1 protein-coding gene (cut by a window edge) is annotated in these 18,124 nt (G+C 75.2%); it reads right to left on the reverse strand.

All coding sequences use genetic code 11. The features are described 5' to 3' along the window. Positions 1-18,124: part of a non-ribosomal peptide synthetase coding region (locus tag ITI46_RS35445; RefSeq protein WP_209238886.1), annotated on the reverse strand (this coding region is incomplete at its 3' end). Its footprint extends 6,305 nt past the window's final position; the window shows 18,124 of its 24,429 annotated nt.

The following is an 18,124-nucleotide window of genomic DNA, read 5'->3' on the forward strand; positions in this document are numbered from 1 at the left end:
GCCGCCGGGGCGGAGGCCGATCGTCTGGGTGGGGCCGCCGGAGGTCAGCAGTCGTACTGCCGCGTCGAAGCAGGCGGCGCCCTCCTCGTCGCTGAGGAAGCCGACACCTGGGTGCTCGGCGGCTGCCTCACCGAACGACGCGGCCCAGGCACCCCAGTTGAGCACGGCGACCGGGAACGGCGCCGCGCCGCCGATGGTCCGGGCGAACGCGTCGGCGAAGGTGATGCCCGCCGCGTACCCGGGATGCGTTCCGGCGCCGCCGAACGCGAACGCCTGGGCCGAGGAGAAGAAGCACAGGAAGTCCAGCGGCTCGTCCACGAGCGCGCCCGCGACGTGCACGGCTCCCCGCGCCTTCACCTCGTAGTGGTGGCGGAACTCGGCGTCGTCCAGCGCGGTCACCGCACGCGCCTGCTCGGTGATGGTGGCCGCGCCCGCGAACACCACGCCGTTCAGGCCGCCAAGCTCGGCCTTCGCCCTGGCGACCGCGTTCCGCATCTGCTCCGGCTGTGTCACATCGCCGCTCAGGTAGGCCGGCGCGCGGTCGCCGACGGTCGCCGCGGCCAGCGCTTCCCGTACCGCCGGGTCGGTTTGGGGCCTGCGGCCCAGCCAGGCGACCCGGGCGCCGTAGTGCCTGTGCAGATGCCGGGTAACGGCCTGGCCGACCACGCCTGCTCCGCCGATCACCAGATAGGCCCCGCCGGTCCGCAGCCCTGGCTCGCCGCCCGGCGGCTCGGCCGCGTCGAACCGCTGCCGGTACCGCTCGCCGTCCCGCAGCAGTGTCAGCTCGGCCACCGGGCTGGCGGGTTCGGCGACGATCGCCGCGGCCAGTGCCGGAAGGTCCGTGTCGCGGGCCGAGACGTCCAGGTTGCGGACCGCGAACCGCTGTCGCTGCTGGGCCAGGAAGTACGCCAGCCCGGTCAGCCCCGCACCTGTCGCGTTGGCCGCGCGCCCGTCGAGGCCGTGGGTGTCGTGGGTGACGAAGTGACAGTCGATCCGCCCGGCGGCGTCACGTTCGGACAGGGCGCGCAGCAGCCGCAGGGCCAGCAGTTGGACGTCCGCGTCCACCCGTGCGTACGGGTCCTCGGCGCCGACGACGAAGTGCACCCTGTCCACCTCGCCGACGTCGGCGAGCACGGCACGGAAGGCGTCGGGGTCACCGGCCGAGACGGTACGGAGCGAGCCGGTGGCGACCGTACTCGAACCGGTGGTCACCGGCAGCACCGTGGCGCCCGCCGCGCGGTGGTGCGCCCCGATCGCCTCGGCCAGCGCGGCGGCGCCGGACTCGACGACCAGCACCCGGCCGCCCGCGTCCGCCGTGCCCTCCGCGGGTGAGCGCCGCTCCCAGCTCGGCACCCGCAGCATTCCCCTGGCCGGTTCGGTGAGCGAGGCAGCTCCCGCACCGTCCTTGGCCGCGCCGTTGACGGAACCGGCCTGTGCGTCGTAGCCGTGAGCGCTCCGGGCGTCGTGGCTGCGGCCGCGGGCGTCGTGGCCGCCGTTGACATGACCGGCGAGGCCGGACGTGCTCGGCGTATCGCCGTTCGGGCCATGGCCGTCGTGGCTTCCTCCGCCGCGGACGTCGTGGCCGCGGCCTCGGGCGTCATGGCTACGGCCGCCGCCCCCGTCGCCGTCGACATCACCGGCGGGGCCGGGCACGCTCGGCGTATTGCCGTTCGGGCTGTGGCCGTTGACCGCCCCAGCGCGCGCCGGGTGGTCGCCACGGTCCGCGTCCAGGGACCGGTCCGGTCCGGCCGGGGTGGAGTGGTCGGTGAACCAGTGGCGGTCCTGGGCGAACGGGTAGCCGGGCAGGCTGATCCTGCGGCCATGCGCGGCACCGGCCTGTGCGTGCCAGTCGACGGCCGCGCCGTCCACCCACCGCTGGGCGAGCGCCCGCAGGCCCGGTTCCGTGCCGTGCACCCGTACCCGGTCGTCGGTGAGGAAGCCGTCGAGGGCCCGGGCGAGTCCGGCCAGGTCGGCCACGGCGAACGCCGCACGCTCGTCGAGCTCCACCCGCCCGTGCTGCAGCGTGTGGGCCACATCGGCGAGTGCGAGCCCCGCGGGCCGGTGCGGGAGCAGGGCCGCGACCTGGGCCGTGGTGTGCGCCGCGGTGAGCCGGGGCGGCCGGCCCGAGGGCAGCAGTTCGGCGAGCGACCTGGCCACCTGGGTGAGCTCGGCCGCCGTGATGCCGTACTCGTGCCACGGCTGGTGCGGTTCGAGCTCGGCCGGGTCGGTGCCGAGCACCTGGGCGAGCCGGGCCGTGACCTCGCGGGCCGGGTCGGCGGCGCCGCCGCGCACCCTCTCCAGCAGCCGCTCAGCCATCGTCCGCAGCGCCGGCACCGTACGCGCCGACAGCGGCACCACCACGGGGGACGGTGTGGCGGCGGCCGGTGCCGGGTGGTTCGCGGGGCCGGTGTACTCCTCCAGCACCACATGCGCGTTGGCGCCGGTGGCGCCGAACGAGCTCACCCCGGCCCGCCGCGGGCCGCCGTCCGGTGTGGTCCACTCCTCGGCGGTGCGCTGGATGCGGAACGGCGAACCGTCCAGCTCCAGCAGCGGGTTGGGCGGGTCGGCGTGCAGGGTCGGCGCCAGGGTGCGGTGGTGCAGCTGCAGCACCGCCTTGGTGAGCCCGGAGACACCGGCAGCGCCCTCGGCGTGGCCGATGTTGGACTTGACCGAGCCCAGCGAGCAGGACTCCGGCTTCGCCGCGTCCCCGAACGCGGTCGCCAGTGCGCGCACCTCGATCGGGTCGCCCAGCGAGGTGCCGGTGCCGTGGGCCTCCAGCACTCCGATGGTGGCCGGGTCGGTGCCCGCGTCCTCCAGTGCTGCGGTGAGCACCGCGGCCTGTGCGGGCGGACTGGGCACGCTGAAACCGCCTGCCGCGCCGCCGTGGTTGACGGCGCTGCCGCGGATGACCGCGTAGATGTGGTCGCCGTCGCGCTCGGCGGCCGAGAGCGGTTTGAGTACGACGGCGCCCACGCCCTCGGCGGACACGTAGCCGTCGCCGCCGGCCCCGAAGGAGCGGCACCGGCCGTCGGTGGAGTGCATGTTGACCAGCCCGTAGCCGATGTACTTGGCCGGGTGCAGCGACAGGTTCACTCCGCCGGCGAGAGCCACCGTGCACTCTCCGTCCCGCAGGCTGCGTACGGCCATGTGCACGGCGGTCAGCGACGACGAGCACAGCGTGTCCACGGCGATGCTGGGCCCGTGGAAGTCGCAGAAGAACGACACCCGGTTGGCGATCTGTCCCTGGCTCAGGCCCAGCGGCACCGGGTCCCCGCCGCGGGCCGCGTGCTCGACGCCCAGCAGCGGATAGTCCTTGTGCATCACGCCCGCGAACACCCCGCCAGGGCGGCGGCCCGCGGGGCCGGCCGGGCACAGCGACTCGGGCGTGTGCCCGGCGTCCTCGATCGCCGCCCAGCAGGTCTGGAGGAACAGCCGTTCCTGCGGGTCGAGGACGGCGGCCTCGGCCGCGGAGATCCGGAACAGCGCGGCGTCGAAGGCGTCCACGTCGTCCAGGAAGCCGCCCCAGGACGACAGCGGCCGGCCGGAGGCGCTGCGCAAACCGGCGTACTCGGCAGGGTCCCAGCGGTCGCCCGGCACCTCGACGACGCTGTCCACACCGCCGAGCAGATTCGCCCAGAACCCGTCGAGGTCCGCCGCTCCCGGATAGCGGCCGGCCATCCCGATCACGGCGACGGGTTCGGGCTTCCCCCGTACGGCGACCGGTTCGGCCGTGATCCCCGCGGCGACCGGTTCGGCCGTCTTCGGAGCTGTGGCCGGCGGGCCCACCGGTTCCGGCGCGGGTCCCACCGGCACGCCGGCCGACTCGATGCGGCGCCGGTTGAGGGCCGGCCGGGGCAGCGGGGTGCGGCTGCCCCCGCCGCCGGTCCAGGCCGCCATGACCACATGTGCGTTGGTGCCGCCGTCGCCGAAGCTGTTCAGCGCGGCGACGCGCTGCCCTTCCCACGGCTGTTCGGCGCGGTCGAACCGGAACGGTGAGGCGGCCAGATCGAAGTGCTCCGGCGGCTGCTGCCCGCTCAGGTAGGGCACCCGGCGCCCGCGCTGGAGCATCAGGGCGACCTTGATCAGCCCGGCAATGCCCTCTGCGCACTGGGGGTGGCCGATGTTGGGCTTGACGGAGCCGAGCGCGCACTCCGCGGCGGACTGCGACCGGTAGACCGACCTGACGGCCTTCAGCTCGATGAGGTCGGTGACCGGCGAACCGGAAGCGTTGGCTTCCAGATAGCCGATCTCCTCCGGCGCGTGGCCGCTGGCGGCGAGTGCGCGGGAGAGCACCCGCTGCTGGGTGGCCAGGTTCGGGGTGGCGGGCCCGGCCGTGCGGCCGTCGTTGTTGACCGCGATTCCCTTGATCACGGCCAGGATCCGGTCGCCGTCCGCGTGCGCTGCGGCCAGCGGCTTGACGACCACCACTCCGGCGCCCTCGGCGGGCACGAACCCGCCGGCGCGCCGGTCGAAGGCGTGGAACTCCGGTCCCTGGGTGAGCAGTCCGCGCTGCTCGAACACCTGGTGCGCGGCCGCCCCCTCGATGAGGGTGACGCCACCGACCACGGCAGCCTCGATCTCTCCGGCGCGCAGCGCCTGCGCTGCGAGGTTCAGTGCCACCAGGGCCGAGGAGCACGCGGTGTCCACCACCACGCTGGGGCCGCGCAGGTCGAAGTGGCGGGAGATGTTCGCGGCCAGATAGTTCTGGCCGAGCACCACGGGGTTGCGGCTGGCCAGCACCCGCTCCCTGGCGGGCAGCCGTGCGGTGCGGCCGCCGATGTAGACGCCGATCTCGCGGCCCTTGACCTCCTCCGGCCGGTAGCCCGCCTCGCACCAGGCGAACAGCGTCTCTTCCAGCAGCAGCAGGGACTGCGGGTCCATGGCCGCCGCGTCCTCGGGGCCGATGCGGAAGTGCTCCGGATCCAGTTCGCGGTCGGCGTCGGCCAGCAGCCCCGCGTGGAAGCCGCCGCCCTCGCCGGGCCAGCGGTCCTCGGGCACCCGCGCGATGGCCGACCGGCCCTCGGCCAGCAGCCGCCAGTAGGACTCGGGGTCCGAGGCGCCGGGGAACCGGCACGAGAGGCCGACCACCGCCAGGTCCTGCTCGCGTATCGCGGGGCCTTCGGCGTCACCGCCGCGCACCTCGGGTGCCAGGGGGGCGGCCGGGGCCGTGCTCCCGGCGCCGGGGGTGCCGGTGGTGGGAGTGTCGGCAACCGGTGCGGCCGGACCCTCGGCCGTGGTGCCGAACCGGGACCGTACGACGTCCGGGTGGCGGGCCGTCAGCCACTCGGCGAACTCGGCGGCGGTCGGGTGCTCGATCAGCACCGACGGGTCCAGCTCCACATCGAGCCGGGAGGAAGCGGTGCGGGTGAGCTCGACCAGGGTGATCGAGTCGGTGCCGTAGTCGTGGACCGGGGTGTGGTCGTCGAGCCGGTCACGGTCGAACTCCAGCTGCTCGGCGATCAGATCGAGCAGCCAGGCGGCCGCCGCGGACTGCGCGCCCGCATCGGGCGCGCCCGCGACGGGCACCGACGCCACGGCAGCCGGGGCAGCAGCGGCGGCAACGGGAACAGCGGAGGCGGCCGTTGCGACGCCCCCGGGCGTGCCCGGTTCCGTTCCGTGCACCACTCCCAGCTGGTCGACCGGGCGGTCGTCGGCGGAGACCACGGGAAGCACCACAGGGCCGACCGCGTCTGCGGCGGCGAGGTCGAGCACGTGCAGCCCGTCCTCTTCGCGCAGCGGGGCCAGACCGGCGGCCCGGTAGGCGGGCCCGGTGCCTGCCGCGCCCATGCCGATGCCCTCCCAGCTGGGCCACCGCACGCTGACCACCGGCACGGTGCCGGACCGCTCCGCGAGGTGGTCGAGGTGGGTGTTGGCCATGGCGTAGTCGCTCTGGCCCACGGCCAGCGAGGGGAGCGCGGAGGCCACCGAGGAGAACAGCACGACGAAGCGCACCGGGTGCCCCGCGACCGCGCGCAGCACCTCCTCGGCCCCGTCGGCCTTGGGCGCCAGCACCCGGCGGGCGCTCGCCACCGTCTTCCGGCCGAAGGACAGCGTGGCCTCGTCCACCGTGCCGGCGGCGTGCAGCACTCCGCCGACCGGGCCGCCCTCGCGCAGCAGCGCGGCCAGCGCGGTCCCGGCGCCGGGTTCGCCCAGCGGCACGGCGGCGGTCCTGACCCGGGCGCCGGTGGCGGCGAGGCCGAGCAGACCGCGCAGCTTACGGCCGAGCGCGTCGTCCTGGCGGGCCCGCTCGGCCCACTCGGCGCGGGGCGGGAGTTCCTCACGGCCGATCAGCAGCAGTTCGCGCACGCCCCAGGCGGTGACCGCGTGCCGGGCCGCCGCCAGGCCGACTCCCCGGGTGCCGCCGGTCACCACCAGCACCTCGTCAGGCCCGAAGACGGGAGCGGCCTGCGCGTCGCCCGACGTGTCGCCCGGCGCCTGCTCGCGCAGCACCGGGCGCAGCCGGGTGCCGCCGCGGTGCCGTATCCGGCTCGGCGCGTCGGTGGCGCTCAGTTCCGCCAGCAGCTGGGCGGCCGCTTCGGCGTCGGAGCCGGCGGGGTCGAGGTCGACGTGAGTGGTGCGCAGCCTGCGCAGTTCGCTGCCGAGCATCCCGTAGAGCCCTGCCACCCGGGAGGTGTGCAGCCCGTCCGCGTCGAGTCCCCGGGTGACACCGATCAGCCGGCGGGCGCCTGTGCAGGCCCGCTGCACCCGGGGCAGCCAGCTGTCGAACAGGTCGTCGGGCGCCGCCCCACACGCCGTCAGGTCGACGACGGTGTCCGCGGTGGGCTCCGCCTCGGCGGGCGTGCCGACGTGCACGAGAACCGCATCGTCCAGTTGCCGCACCAGGTGGTCGGCGAGCCCGGCGGTGGCGTCGGTGGTCAGTACGGCAACGCGTCCGGGCCCGGCGGCGGTTGCCCCGTTCGCGGCCGGGGACGCCGGTGCGGCCGAGGAGCCCGGGATGGCCGGTGTGGCCGGTGTGGCCAGGGACACCGGTGCGGGCTGCCAGTCCTCGGTCAGCAGCCGTACCGGACTCGCCTCGGCGGCGCCCGCCGTTCCCGTGATCACCTCGGCGAACGCCTCGTCGTGCGCTGTGGGCCGGGCGATGTCGCCGAACCCGTGCTCGCGCAGCAGCCGCCGCCAGCCCGGCGCCGTCAGCAGCGGCGCGCCGGGAATGCGCAGGTGTTCGTCCTGGTAGAGCCACCAGCCGTCGAGCAGCCCGAAGGTGAGGGTGAGCAGCGCGGACTTGCGGGTCACCTCGTTGATCACCAGGAGTCCGCCGGGACGCAGCGCCTCGGCCAGGTTGGCCAGGACGGTGCGCAGGTCGCCGGTGGCGTGCAGCACGTTGGAGGCGATGAGCACGTCGAACGGGCCGCCCGCCAGCTGCCGCCCCGCGCCGTGCTGTTCCACGTTCCAGCGTCCGTAGCGCAGGTAGTCGCGTCCGGGGCCGAACCTGTCCTCGGCCTTGGTCAGGAAGGCGGGTGACAGGTCGGTGAACCAGTACTCGGCAGGTCCGCCGACGGCGTCCAGCGCGGGCAGCACCACCGCGGTGGTGCCGCCGGTGCCGGCGCCGATCTCGCCGATCCGCACCGGTTGTTCGCTGTTCCGTACGAACTCCGCCACGGTCCGGGCGACCGTCTGGTTCAGCCCGTCGGCGATGGAGTTGCCCTGGTAAGCGGCCGTCATGCGGTCCAGCGAGCCGCCGGGGAAGAGGATCTCGGTGACCGGACGGGCGCCGGTCAGCACCGCGGGCAGCTCGGCGACACAGTCCTCGACCAGCGAGAGCTGCGCCTGCCAGTACGGGTCGGCGGCCAGCCGGGCCCGCAGCTGCGCCCAGAGCGGATCGGCGGCCGGGTCGGCGGCGCTTCGGCCCGCGTCCAGCAGGGTCACCGGGTCGGCGTCCTCGACGAACCCGGCCGCCGCCAGCAGCCGCAGGGCCTCATCCAGCCAGCGGTGGTACTTGTCCACCACACCGTGCCGGGCCGCCAGTCCGGCCCTGGACTCAGGGCCGTCCGCGAACAGACCGAGCTCGCGCAGCCGGATCAGCACCTCGCGGGCCACCCACCGGTCGGCGTCGTCCGGCGTCAGCCCGCCGGCCCAGCCCTGCCCGGAGCCATCGTCGGTCCCGGCGCGGGCGGAGTCGCCCGTTCCGGGCGGGGTGACGGCCTCGGTCCCGGCCGCGGTCCCGTCGAACACCCGCGGGTAGCGCGGGGCGAGGTGAGCCGCGAGTTCGCGGATGCTGGTGTGCTCGAACAGCAGCGTCGGCGGCTGGCTCTCGCCGACGAGTTCCTCGACGGCGACGACGAGTTCGAGCACTTGGGCCGACTCGATACCCAGGTCGAAGTATCCGGAGCGGACATCGAGGGACTCGGGCCGGCGGCCCAGCCGGGCGGCGAGCACGCCGCGCAGCAGCGCCTCGTCGCCGCTCACGGCGGTGGGCGAGGCCGGTGCGGCGGGCTGCCGCTGCCGGCCGGCGCTGTCCACCAGCTTGCTGGAGAGGCCGGTCAACTCGGCGACCTGGCGGCCGTGTTCGTCGTAGAGCTGCACACCGAGCGTGACCAGTTCGGGACCGCGGCGGATCGCGTCGGTGCCGACCCGGGCGTAGCAGCGCTCGGGCAGCGGCCCTGCGGCGGTGAACGACGCCACATGCACCGGCAGATACCGGCTGGGGCCCTCGGTCATCAGCAGCCCCGGCGCCACGGCGCTCGCCAGCAGCAGCGCCGGGTCGAAGTCGGGAACCCGGCCCTGCTGGGCCGCGCGGGGCGCGACCAGCTCGGCGACCAGCGCCCCCGGGCACTCCCAGATCTCGCCCCCGGCCCGCGCCGCACCGGTGTAGACCTGCCCCGCGCGCTCGTCGGCGGCGTAGATGTCGGCCAGCGGCACCCGCCGGGTGGCCGCGGCACGTGCGGCGGCCACATCCAGGGTCCCGGTGAGCACTGCCGGCTCCGCGGCCAGCCGTGCCGTGGCGTAGGTGCCCGCCTCGTCGGCGACGGTGACGGCCCAGCGGCCGGGCCCCTCGGGCGCGGCCTCGACGGACAGCCGCACCGGCTCCTCGTCGGTGACCTCCAGCGGCCGGGCAGCGGTCAGATCGGACATCCGCAGCGTGCCTGCGGGGTACCCGTGCGCGCTGAACACGCCCTGCACGAGGTCGAGATAGCCGAGCGCCGGCATCAGCGCCCGGCCGTCGACCCGGTGCCCCGCGATGTACGGGGTGTCCATGGACAGTACGGTCTCGCCGCGCAACACTCCTCCGCTCTGTTCACCGCCGCCGGCAGGGGCGGGCTCGGCCGGCGTCGGGACGGCCGTATCCCCGTCAGCCGGCGCCGCGTCAGCCGGCGCCGCGTCGCGTGCGCGGCGAGGGCCCGCCAAGTCCTCGGCGGCTTCCGGCAGCCAGCAGTGGTCCCGTTCGAAGGGGTAGCCGGGCAGCGGGACCGGTGCGGGCGGGTTGCTGCCCCAGATGGCGCGCCAGTCGACCGTCGCGCCGTGCACCCACGCGGCCGGGTCGGTCTCGGCAGCGCGCTTGCGGTCGGCGACGCCCGTGGAGACCGCGCCGTGGCCTGCGAGGTGGTCGCGCAGCGTCCGTACGAGGCCGGCGACGTCGGTGAACTCGGCGGCCAGCCGGTGCGGCATGTGCTCCCGGCCTGCCTGCAAGGTGTACGCCAGTGCCGCCGGGTCGGTCCCGTGGCCGTCGCCCGCGAGAAAGTCGGCCAGCCCGCGGGTGGCCTCGGTCAGCCGGTCCGCGCTCTTGGCCGAGAGCACCGCGAGATACGGCGGGCGCTGCCGGTGCGCGGGGCGCGGGGCCGGCACGTACTCCTGAAGGATCACATGGGCGTTGCTGCCGCCCGCGCCGAACGCGCTGATCCCGGCCAGCCTGGGGAGCTCCCGGCCGTCGGGCCCGGTCCGCGCGGGCCAGGCGGCCGACTCGCGCTGCACCCGGAACGGGGTGTCCGCGAAGTCGATGTTCGGGTTCGGCCGCTCGGAGTGGAGCGAGGGCACCAGTTCGCGGTGGCGCAGCTGCAGCAGGACCTTGGTCACCGCGGCGATGCCGGCCGCCGACTCGGCGTGCCCGATATTGGACTTCACCGAGCCGATCGGGATGGTGCGGCCTGCCAGGTCCGGGTCGCCGGCGAAGGCCCGGGACAGCCCGTTGATCTCCACGGGGTCGCCGAGCGAGGTGCCGGTTCCGTGCGCCTCCAGGTAGTCGATCTCGGAGGGCCGTACGTCCGCCCTGGTCAGCGCCTCGGAGATCAGGGTGGCCTGGGCGCGCGGGTTGGGCACGCTGTAGCCCTTGCTCGCGCCGCCGTGGTTGACCGCCGAGCCGCGTACCACGGCCAGGATCCGGTCCCCGTCGGCCTCGGCCCTGGACAGCCGCTTGAGCAGCACCGCACCGGCCCCGTCGGCCGGGACGAACCCGTCGCCGCCCTCGCCGAAGCTGCGGCACGCGCCGGAGGGTGCGAGGAATCCGCTGCGGGACAGCTGGAGGTACTTCACCGGGTGGCTGGTGATGTTCACCCCGCCCGCGATGGCCACCTCGCAGTCCCCGGTGCGGATGGCCTGGCAGCCGAGGTGGATGGCCGCCAGCGACGAGGAGCACATGGTGTCCACCGCGACGCTCGGTCCGGTCAGCCCGTAGAAGTAGGAGACCCGGTTGGCCACTGCCGCGTACGACGACGAGGTGGCGGCGGCACCGCTGTGCAGGGCCGCGTCCACGCCGTAGAGCTGGTAGTGGCCGTACATCATGCCGACGAACACACCGGTCCGTACGGCCGCCAGGTCGGCGCGGGTGCGGCCGGCGTCCTCCAGCAGGTGCCAGACGGTCTGCAGGAAGATCCGCTCCTGCGGGTCGAGATGGCGGGCCTCGACCGGGGACATTCGGAAGAACATCGGGTCGAACTTGTCGATGTCGCGCAGGAAGCCGCCGGTGCGGGTCGCGGTCCTGCCCGGGGTGCCGGGCTCCGGGTCGTACCACCGGTCGTGGTCCCAGCGGTCCTCGGGCACGTCCTCGACGCAGTCGCGGCCCGCGCGCAGGTTCTTCCAGAACTGCCACAGGTCGTCCGCCTGCGGATAGCGTCCGGCCACGCCGATGATCGCGATGTCCTCGTCGGCGCGTGCGGGCCGTGGCGCCTCGGCCACGGCTGCGGCCGCCGGAGCCGGGACCGATGCCGCCTCCCGGCCCCGGTCCTGTTCCTGGGCCTGGTCATGTTCCTGGGCCTGGGCCTGGGCCTGGGCCTGGTCCAGGTTTGGTTCCTGTGGCTGGTCCTGGGCCTGTTCCTGGTGCGGGGCCGGGTCGGTGGATGCCGTTCCTTCGGCGAGGGCTGCGGTCAGCGCCTCGGCGTGCTCCGTGGCGAAGTACTCCGCCAGCTCGCCCAGGGTGACGTACTCGAAGAACAGGGTCTTCGACAGCGGGCCGAAGTGGTTCTCCAGCGTGGCGGTGGCGCCCATCACGATCAGCGAGTCGACGCCGTAGCTGTCGAAGTCCTCCTCCGGGTCGATGTCGTCGGCGGGCATCTTCAACTGCTCCGCCAGCAGCGCGGCGAGGAATTCCTCGGCGCGCGCACGCAGCCGCCCCGCGTCCGGCGCTTCCCCGGACACCCGCGCCGTCACGGTGGGGCGCGGCGCTTCGGCCGCCGCCGCAGGCCGGGCCCCGGCGCGGGCTCCGGCCCCGGCCCCGGCACCGGCACCAGGCGCCTGGGTGCCGTCGAGGGCTGCGGCGATCCGGTCGGCGTCGCCGGGGGCCAGCAGCACCGACGCCGCCTCACCGTCCAGGGCGCGGGCGAGCGCGGCCATCGCGGGGCGGGTGGCGACCGGGCGCATGCCGAACAGCTCGGTCATCGTGGCGACCACGGCGGGTTCCGCCGTCACTCCGCCGTCCGTCCACAGCGGCCACTGCACGGACAGGCTCACGCCCGACCGCTCCCCCGCCGCCGCGCGTTCGGTGCGGCGGGCCATGAGCCGGTCCAGGTAGCCGCTGGCGGTGGCGTGGTCGGCCTGCCCGACGTTGCCGAAGGCGGCGGCGGTCGAGGAGTAGGCCAGGAAGTAGCGCACCGGGTCGTGCCGGGTGGCCTGGTCCAGCCAGGCTGCGCCGAGCACCTTGGGCCGCAGCACAGCGTCGGCCTCCGCGCGGCTCTTCCGCAGCAGGAAGGCGTCGTGCAGCGTCCCGGCCAGATGGGCGACGCCCACCAACTCGCCCGCCTGCCGGGCGGCTTCGACGGCCGCCCGGACGCCGTCACGGGTGGCGACGTCGGCGCGGACGAAGCTGACGTCGGCGCCGTGGCGGCGCAGCCGGTCGAGCACGGCGGGGTCCGGGTCGGTACGTCCGGCCAGCACCACGGTCGCGGCCGGGTTGCGCTCGGTCAGCCAGTCGGCGAAGGCCAGGCCGAGTGCGCCCGTGCCGCCGGTGACCAGATGTACGCCAGGACCACTGGTGACGTCCCCGCTGCCGCTGGGCAGTTCGGCGCGGGCCCAGGCGCGGACCAGCCGGGCGCCGGCCTCCACGCTGACCTCGGCGGGGCCGCCCAGGGCCAGCTCGCCGGCCAGTACATCGGCCGGGTCGAGCCCCGCGTGACCGACGACGCGCATCGCCAGGTCGGGGTACTCCCAGCGCAGCGAGCGGGCGAACCCGGCCATGGCGCCGTGGAGTTCGGGGTGGTCGGCGGTGCTGTCGTACAGGTACAGCCAGCGGGCGCTCCCCCGGCTCGCCGCCACCCACGCGGCGGCAACTTCCCGCGCGAGGTGGAAGCCGTCGTCCAGCGCGTCCTCCAGGTCGGCGCGGCCGGGCGGGGTCTGCACCAGGACGAGGGGTGAGGGCGCGTCGGCCAGCCGCGCGACCAGTTCGGTGACGGGTTCGCCGGGGCGGCGGGTGAGGGTCCTCGCGGGCCCCGCGGCGGCCACCAGTTCGGGCCCGGCCTCGCCGAGGAAGACCACGGTGGCCGGAGCCGGTACGGGCTCGTCGACCGCGGGCCGCCAGGTGGGCACGAACGCGATCGGCTCGTCGGCGTCCCCGGCCTCGCGGCCGGTGCTCTCACCACGGACGGCCGTCCCGGCAACGGGAGTTCCACCCGTGCTCGCCCGGCCGGTGTCCGTCCCGGCGCCCATCCTGGCCATGCCCTCGGCCCCGGCTTCGGGCTTGCGGGCGCGCAGGGCGAAGCCCTCGATGCGGCACGCCGCGCTGCCGTCCTGATCCGTCAGCGTCAGGTCGAACACCTGCACTCCCGGCGCTGAGCGCACCCTGACCGCGTGCACCAGGCAGATCTCGGGCAGTTCGCCGAGCAGCCGTATCTCCTGGACGGAGAAGGGCATGTACGGCACCGTGCGCCCGTCCTCGGCCCGCGCCGCAACGGTGTCCACGATCCAGCCGACGACCTGGAGCGCGCCGTCGAGCAGCGCCGGTTCGAAGCCGTACTCGGCGGCGTCGGCGCGCCGGGTCTCCGGCAGCACCAGCGTGGCCAGTGCCTCGTCGGCGGAGTGCCGCACCTCCTGGAGCGCGCGCAGGCTCGGCCCGTACGTGAAACCGAGCGCGGCCACCCGCTCGTAGCACTCCTGGCGGGTCCGCACAGTCCCACACCGGGCGCGCACGGCCGCCACGTCGAGCGGCGCCTGCGGCCGGGGCTCGCCCGGCCGCAGCACACCGTCGGCGTGCCGCACGGTGCTGCCGTCCGGTTCGCCGTCCGGTGCGGAGACCACCTCGAAGCGGACTCCGTCGTCCTGGGCGCCCGGCTCCGCCAGCCGCACCCGCAGCCGCAGTCCGCCGGGCCCTGGCCGGACGGGCAGGCCCCACACCAGGCCGCTGACCGTGCGCACAGGCCCCAGGCCCGCGAGTTCACCCGCGAGCCTGGCCAGCTCCAGGTGGACCACGCCCGGCAGCACGGGCTCGCCGCCGACCAGGTGGTCGGCGAGGTAGAACTCGTCGCGCGTCAGGTGCTTCTCGTACGCCGGGCCGTCCGCTGCGGCCACTTCGGTGTCCAGCAGGGTCGGATGCAGACGCCCTGGACCCTGGGCGCCCGCATCCGGGGCCTCGGATCCCACCCAGTGCCGGACTCGCTCGAACGGATATGTGGGCAGCGGCACGCGCCGTCCCCCTTCCGCGCAGGTCAGGTCGGCCCGGCCGCCGGTCACCCAGCGGCGGGCGCGGTCGAGCAGGGTGCCCGTACCGGAGTCGGGGACGTCAGCGGGCTGCGCCGAGCGCCTGCCGCGCTTGCGGGCGCGGCCCCGCACCAGGCCGTCGGCCTCGCCGCCGTCGGCGAGCACCCGCAGCGCCCGGATCAGTTCGGTGCGGTCCCCGGCCACCACGACGGCGCGCTCGGCCAGTTCCTCGCGGCCGGTCAGCAGGGTGTGCGCGACATCGGCGAGCCGCAGTGCGCGGCCCTCGCCCTCGTCCTCCAGGTGCGCGGCGAGCGCCCGCGCGCGCTGGGCGAGCGCGGTGGCGGTCCGCGCGGAGAGCGGGAACGCCAGCGGTCCTGCGGGGTCGTCCACCGGCTCGGCGCGCCGGGCAGGTTCCTCGATGACGAGGTGCGCGTTGGCGCCGCCGACACCGAACGAGCTGAGCCCGGCGATCCGGGGGCGCCCGGGGTCGCGCGGCCACGGGGTGGGCCGGTCGACCACCCGGAACGGCCCGCCGTCCAGCTCCAGATACGGGTTCCGCTCGGTGTAGTGCAGATTGCCGGGGAGCAGCCCATGCCGCATGGCCAGCACGACCTTGAACAGCCCGGCCATGCCCGCCGCGGTCTCCAGGTGCCCGGTGTTCGACTTGACCGACCCGATGCCGCAGTACGGTTCGGCGGGCAGCGGCGTGCCGTGCAGCCGGGCCAGCTCGGTGAACGCCGCGCGCATCCCCGACACCTCGACGGGATCGCCCAGTTCGGTTCCTGTGCCGTGTGCCTCCAGGTAGTCCACGTCGGCGGGGCCGACCCCGGCCGCTGTGTAGGCGTCGACCAGCAGCGCGCTCTGCGCTTCCGGGTTCGGCGCGGTCAACGAGGAGCTGAGGCCGCCGTGGTTGGTGGCGACCGCCTTGATCACCGCGTGCACGACATCCCCAGCCCGCTCGGCCTCGGCGCGGTCGCGCAGCACGACCACCCCGACGCCTTCACCGCGCACATAGCCGTTGGCGGAGCTGTCGAAGGTCTTGCACCGGCCGTCCTCGCTGAGCATCTGACCGTCGGCCATCGCCAGATACACCTCGGGCGACAGCAGCAGGTTCACCCCGCCGGCGACGGCCAGGTCACAGGCGCCGGTCCGCAGTGCGCCGACCGCCTGCGCGACCGCGGTCAGCGAGGAGGAGCAGGCGGTGTCCACGGCCACGCTGGGGCCGCGGAAGTCGAAGAAGTAGGACACCCGGTTGGGCACCAGGGACTGGGCCACCCCGGTCCCCGCGTGTCCCTCCTGGTGCCGGCCGCCGTCCCGCTGGAGCTGCGCGTACTCCACGCTGGAGACCCCGATGAACACGCCGACGCGCGAGCCGGCCAGGTCCGAGGGGCGCAGTCCGGCGTCCTCCAGCGCGGTCCACACCGCCTCCAGCACCAGCCGCTGCTGCGGGTCCATCAGCTCGGCCTCGCGCGGGGAGATCCCGAAGAACGCCGCGTCGAACCGGTCGACGCCGTCGAGATAGCCGCCCCACCTGGCCACCCGGCCGACCCGCTCGCCGTGTTCGCGGCCGAGCGCCCGCCAGTCCCACCGCTCGGCGGGGGTCTCGGTGATCAGGTCGTCCCCTGCGGCCAGGTGCCGCCAGAACGCGTCCAGGTCGGGCGAGCCCGGCAGCCGTCCGGCCATACCGATCACGGCCGTCTCCCCGGAGCCGGGCGCCGCGGGGAGGGACGCCGCCGCGGTGGACGCCGGCTGCTCGGACCGCGGCGTCGTGAAGACCTCCGGGTGTGCCTGAAGCAGGTGACCGGCGACGGCTTGCGCGGTGGGGTGGGTGAAGAAGGCGGGCGGCGCGATCTCCACGCCCCAGGTGCGCCGGATCCGCACGCTCAGCTCGGTCAGCCGTACCGAGTCCAGGCCGAGTGCACCGAACCGGTCGGTCTCCTCGACCTCCTCGGGAGCCACCCCGAGCAGATCGGCGACGATGTCCGCGAGCTGCCCGGCGAGTTCGGCCTCGTCGGCGCGCACCCCGGCGGCTGCCTCCGGCCCCTGGGACGCGGTGCCGCCGACAGGGGTCGCGGCGGCGCGCCGCTCGCGCGGGGGCCTGTCGGGGCGCAGTTCCGCCAGCCGGTTGCGGTCGAGCTTGTCGTTGGCGGTCCTGGGCAGCTCGGACAGCTCGACCAGTTCGTCCGGAACCATGTAGTCGGGCAACGCACATGCCAGGTCGGCGCGTTCGGGGCGGGGTCCGCCGGGCGCCGGGGTGTAGAAGCAGCGCAGCACTGCTGCCCCGGCGCCGCTGCGCGCCAGGACGACGGCCGCGTCGGCCACTCCGGGCAGCTCCCGCGCCACCTGCTCGATCTCGCCGGGTTCGACCCGGTGGCCGCGGATCTTGAGCTGGGCGTCGATGCGCCCCAGATACTCCAGCGCCCCGTCGGCGGTGCGGCGCACCAGGTCGCCGGTGCGGTAGAGCAGCGGCGCGGTCCCGGGGTCGACGGGGTTGGGCACGAACCGTTCGGCGGTCAGCTCGGGGCGGCCCAGGTAGCCGGCTGCCAGGCCGTCGCCGCCGATGTGCAGTTCGGCGGGGACTCCCCAGGGCACGGGCCGCCCGGCGCCGTCCAGCAGGTGGAGGACGGTGTTGGCGACGGGCCGTCCCAGCGTGATCCGCTCGGCGTCGCCGACCCGGGCGACCGTGGACCAGATGGTGGTCTCGGTGGGGCCGTAGAGGTTCCACACCTCGCCGGTGCGGGCCAGCAGCGCACGGGCCGTCTCCCGGTCCAGCGCCTCGCCGCCGCAGAACGCGCGCAGCTCCCGCCGGCCGTTCCAGCCCGCGGCCATCAGCATCCGCCAGGTCGCCGGGGTCGCCTGCATCACCGTCGCTGTGCCGGCCTCCAGCACCCGCCGCAGCGCGATGCCGTCCCGGGTGACGGCCGAGGGAGCGACCTCGACGCTGCCTCCGACGACCAGCGGCAGGAACAGCTCCAGCGCCGCGATGTCGAACGAGACGGTGGTGACGGCGAAGATCCGGTCGCGCTCGGTGAAGCCGGGCTCGTGCGCCATCGACCACAGCAGGTTGACCAGCGCCCGGTGTCCGACCCGCACGCCCTTGGGGCGGCCGGTGGAGCCCGAGGTGTAGATGACGTAGGCGTCGTCGGCCGGCCCGGGTCCCGTCCCGGTCCCCGCCTGCGCGGCGTCGGCCGTACCGGGCCGTGGGGGCACCCCCTGCTCGAAGGGCTCGGGGGCGTCCAGCCACAGCGCCGGTGTGTCGACGGCACCGGCGGCCTCGGCCAACTGCCGCTGGGTGACGACCAGCTTGACGGCGGCGTCGCTGGTCATGTGCCGTATCCGCTCCGCCGGGTAGGCCGGGTCCAGCGGGACGTAGGCGGCGCCGGATGCCAGCACCCCCAGCAGCGCCACCAGCAGCTCCGGGCTCCGCTCGACGAGGACCGCGACGGTGTCGCCGCGCCGCACGCCGCGGGCGCGGAGCAGCGCCGCCAGCTCCCGGGCCCGGGCGTGCAGTTCCCGGTAGCCCACTTCCTCGCCCTGGCACACCACGGCGGTCCGCTCGGGGTGCCGTTCGGCCTGCTCGGCGAACAGGTCGACAACAGTGCGCTCGCGCGGGTAGTCGCGCCGCGCCGCCGCCTGCTCCCGGGCCACCAGCTCCCGCTCGGCCGGGGTGCGCGCGTCCAGCTCGGCGAGGCCGCGGTCCGGATCGGCCAGCCCCGCGGCCAGCAGCGTGCGGAACCGCTCGGCGAAGCCGTCCACGGTGGCCTGGTCGAACAGCTGCGGGTCGTACTTCATCGTCAGCTTGCAGCCGTCGGCCAGCTCGACCACGTCGGCGGTCAGCTCGAACTCGCCCTCCTGGTGCACACCGTCGACCAGCCCCCGCACCAGGCCAGGACCGTCCTGCCCGGCGACCCAGTTCTGGAAGTAGAACGCGGTGCTGACCAGCGGCCTGCCCGCTTCTTCGGCGGCGCGGATGAACGGGTAGTCGCCGTGCTCCACCGCGGCCAGCGCCTCGGCCCGCACCCGCCGCAGCAGCGTGCCGAAGGTGTCC

This window comes from Streptomyces oryzae (genome assembly GCF_017676365.1).
Taxonomy (GTDB): Bacteria; Actinomycetota; Actinomycetes; order Streptomycetales; family Streptomycetaceae; genus Streptomyces; species Streptomyces oryzae.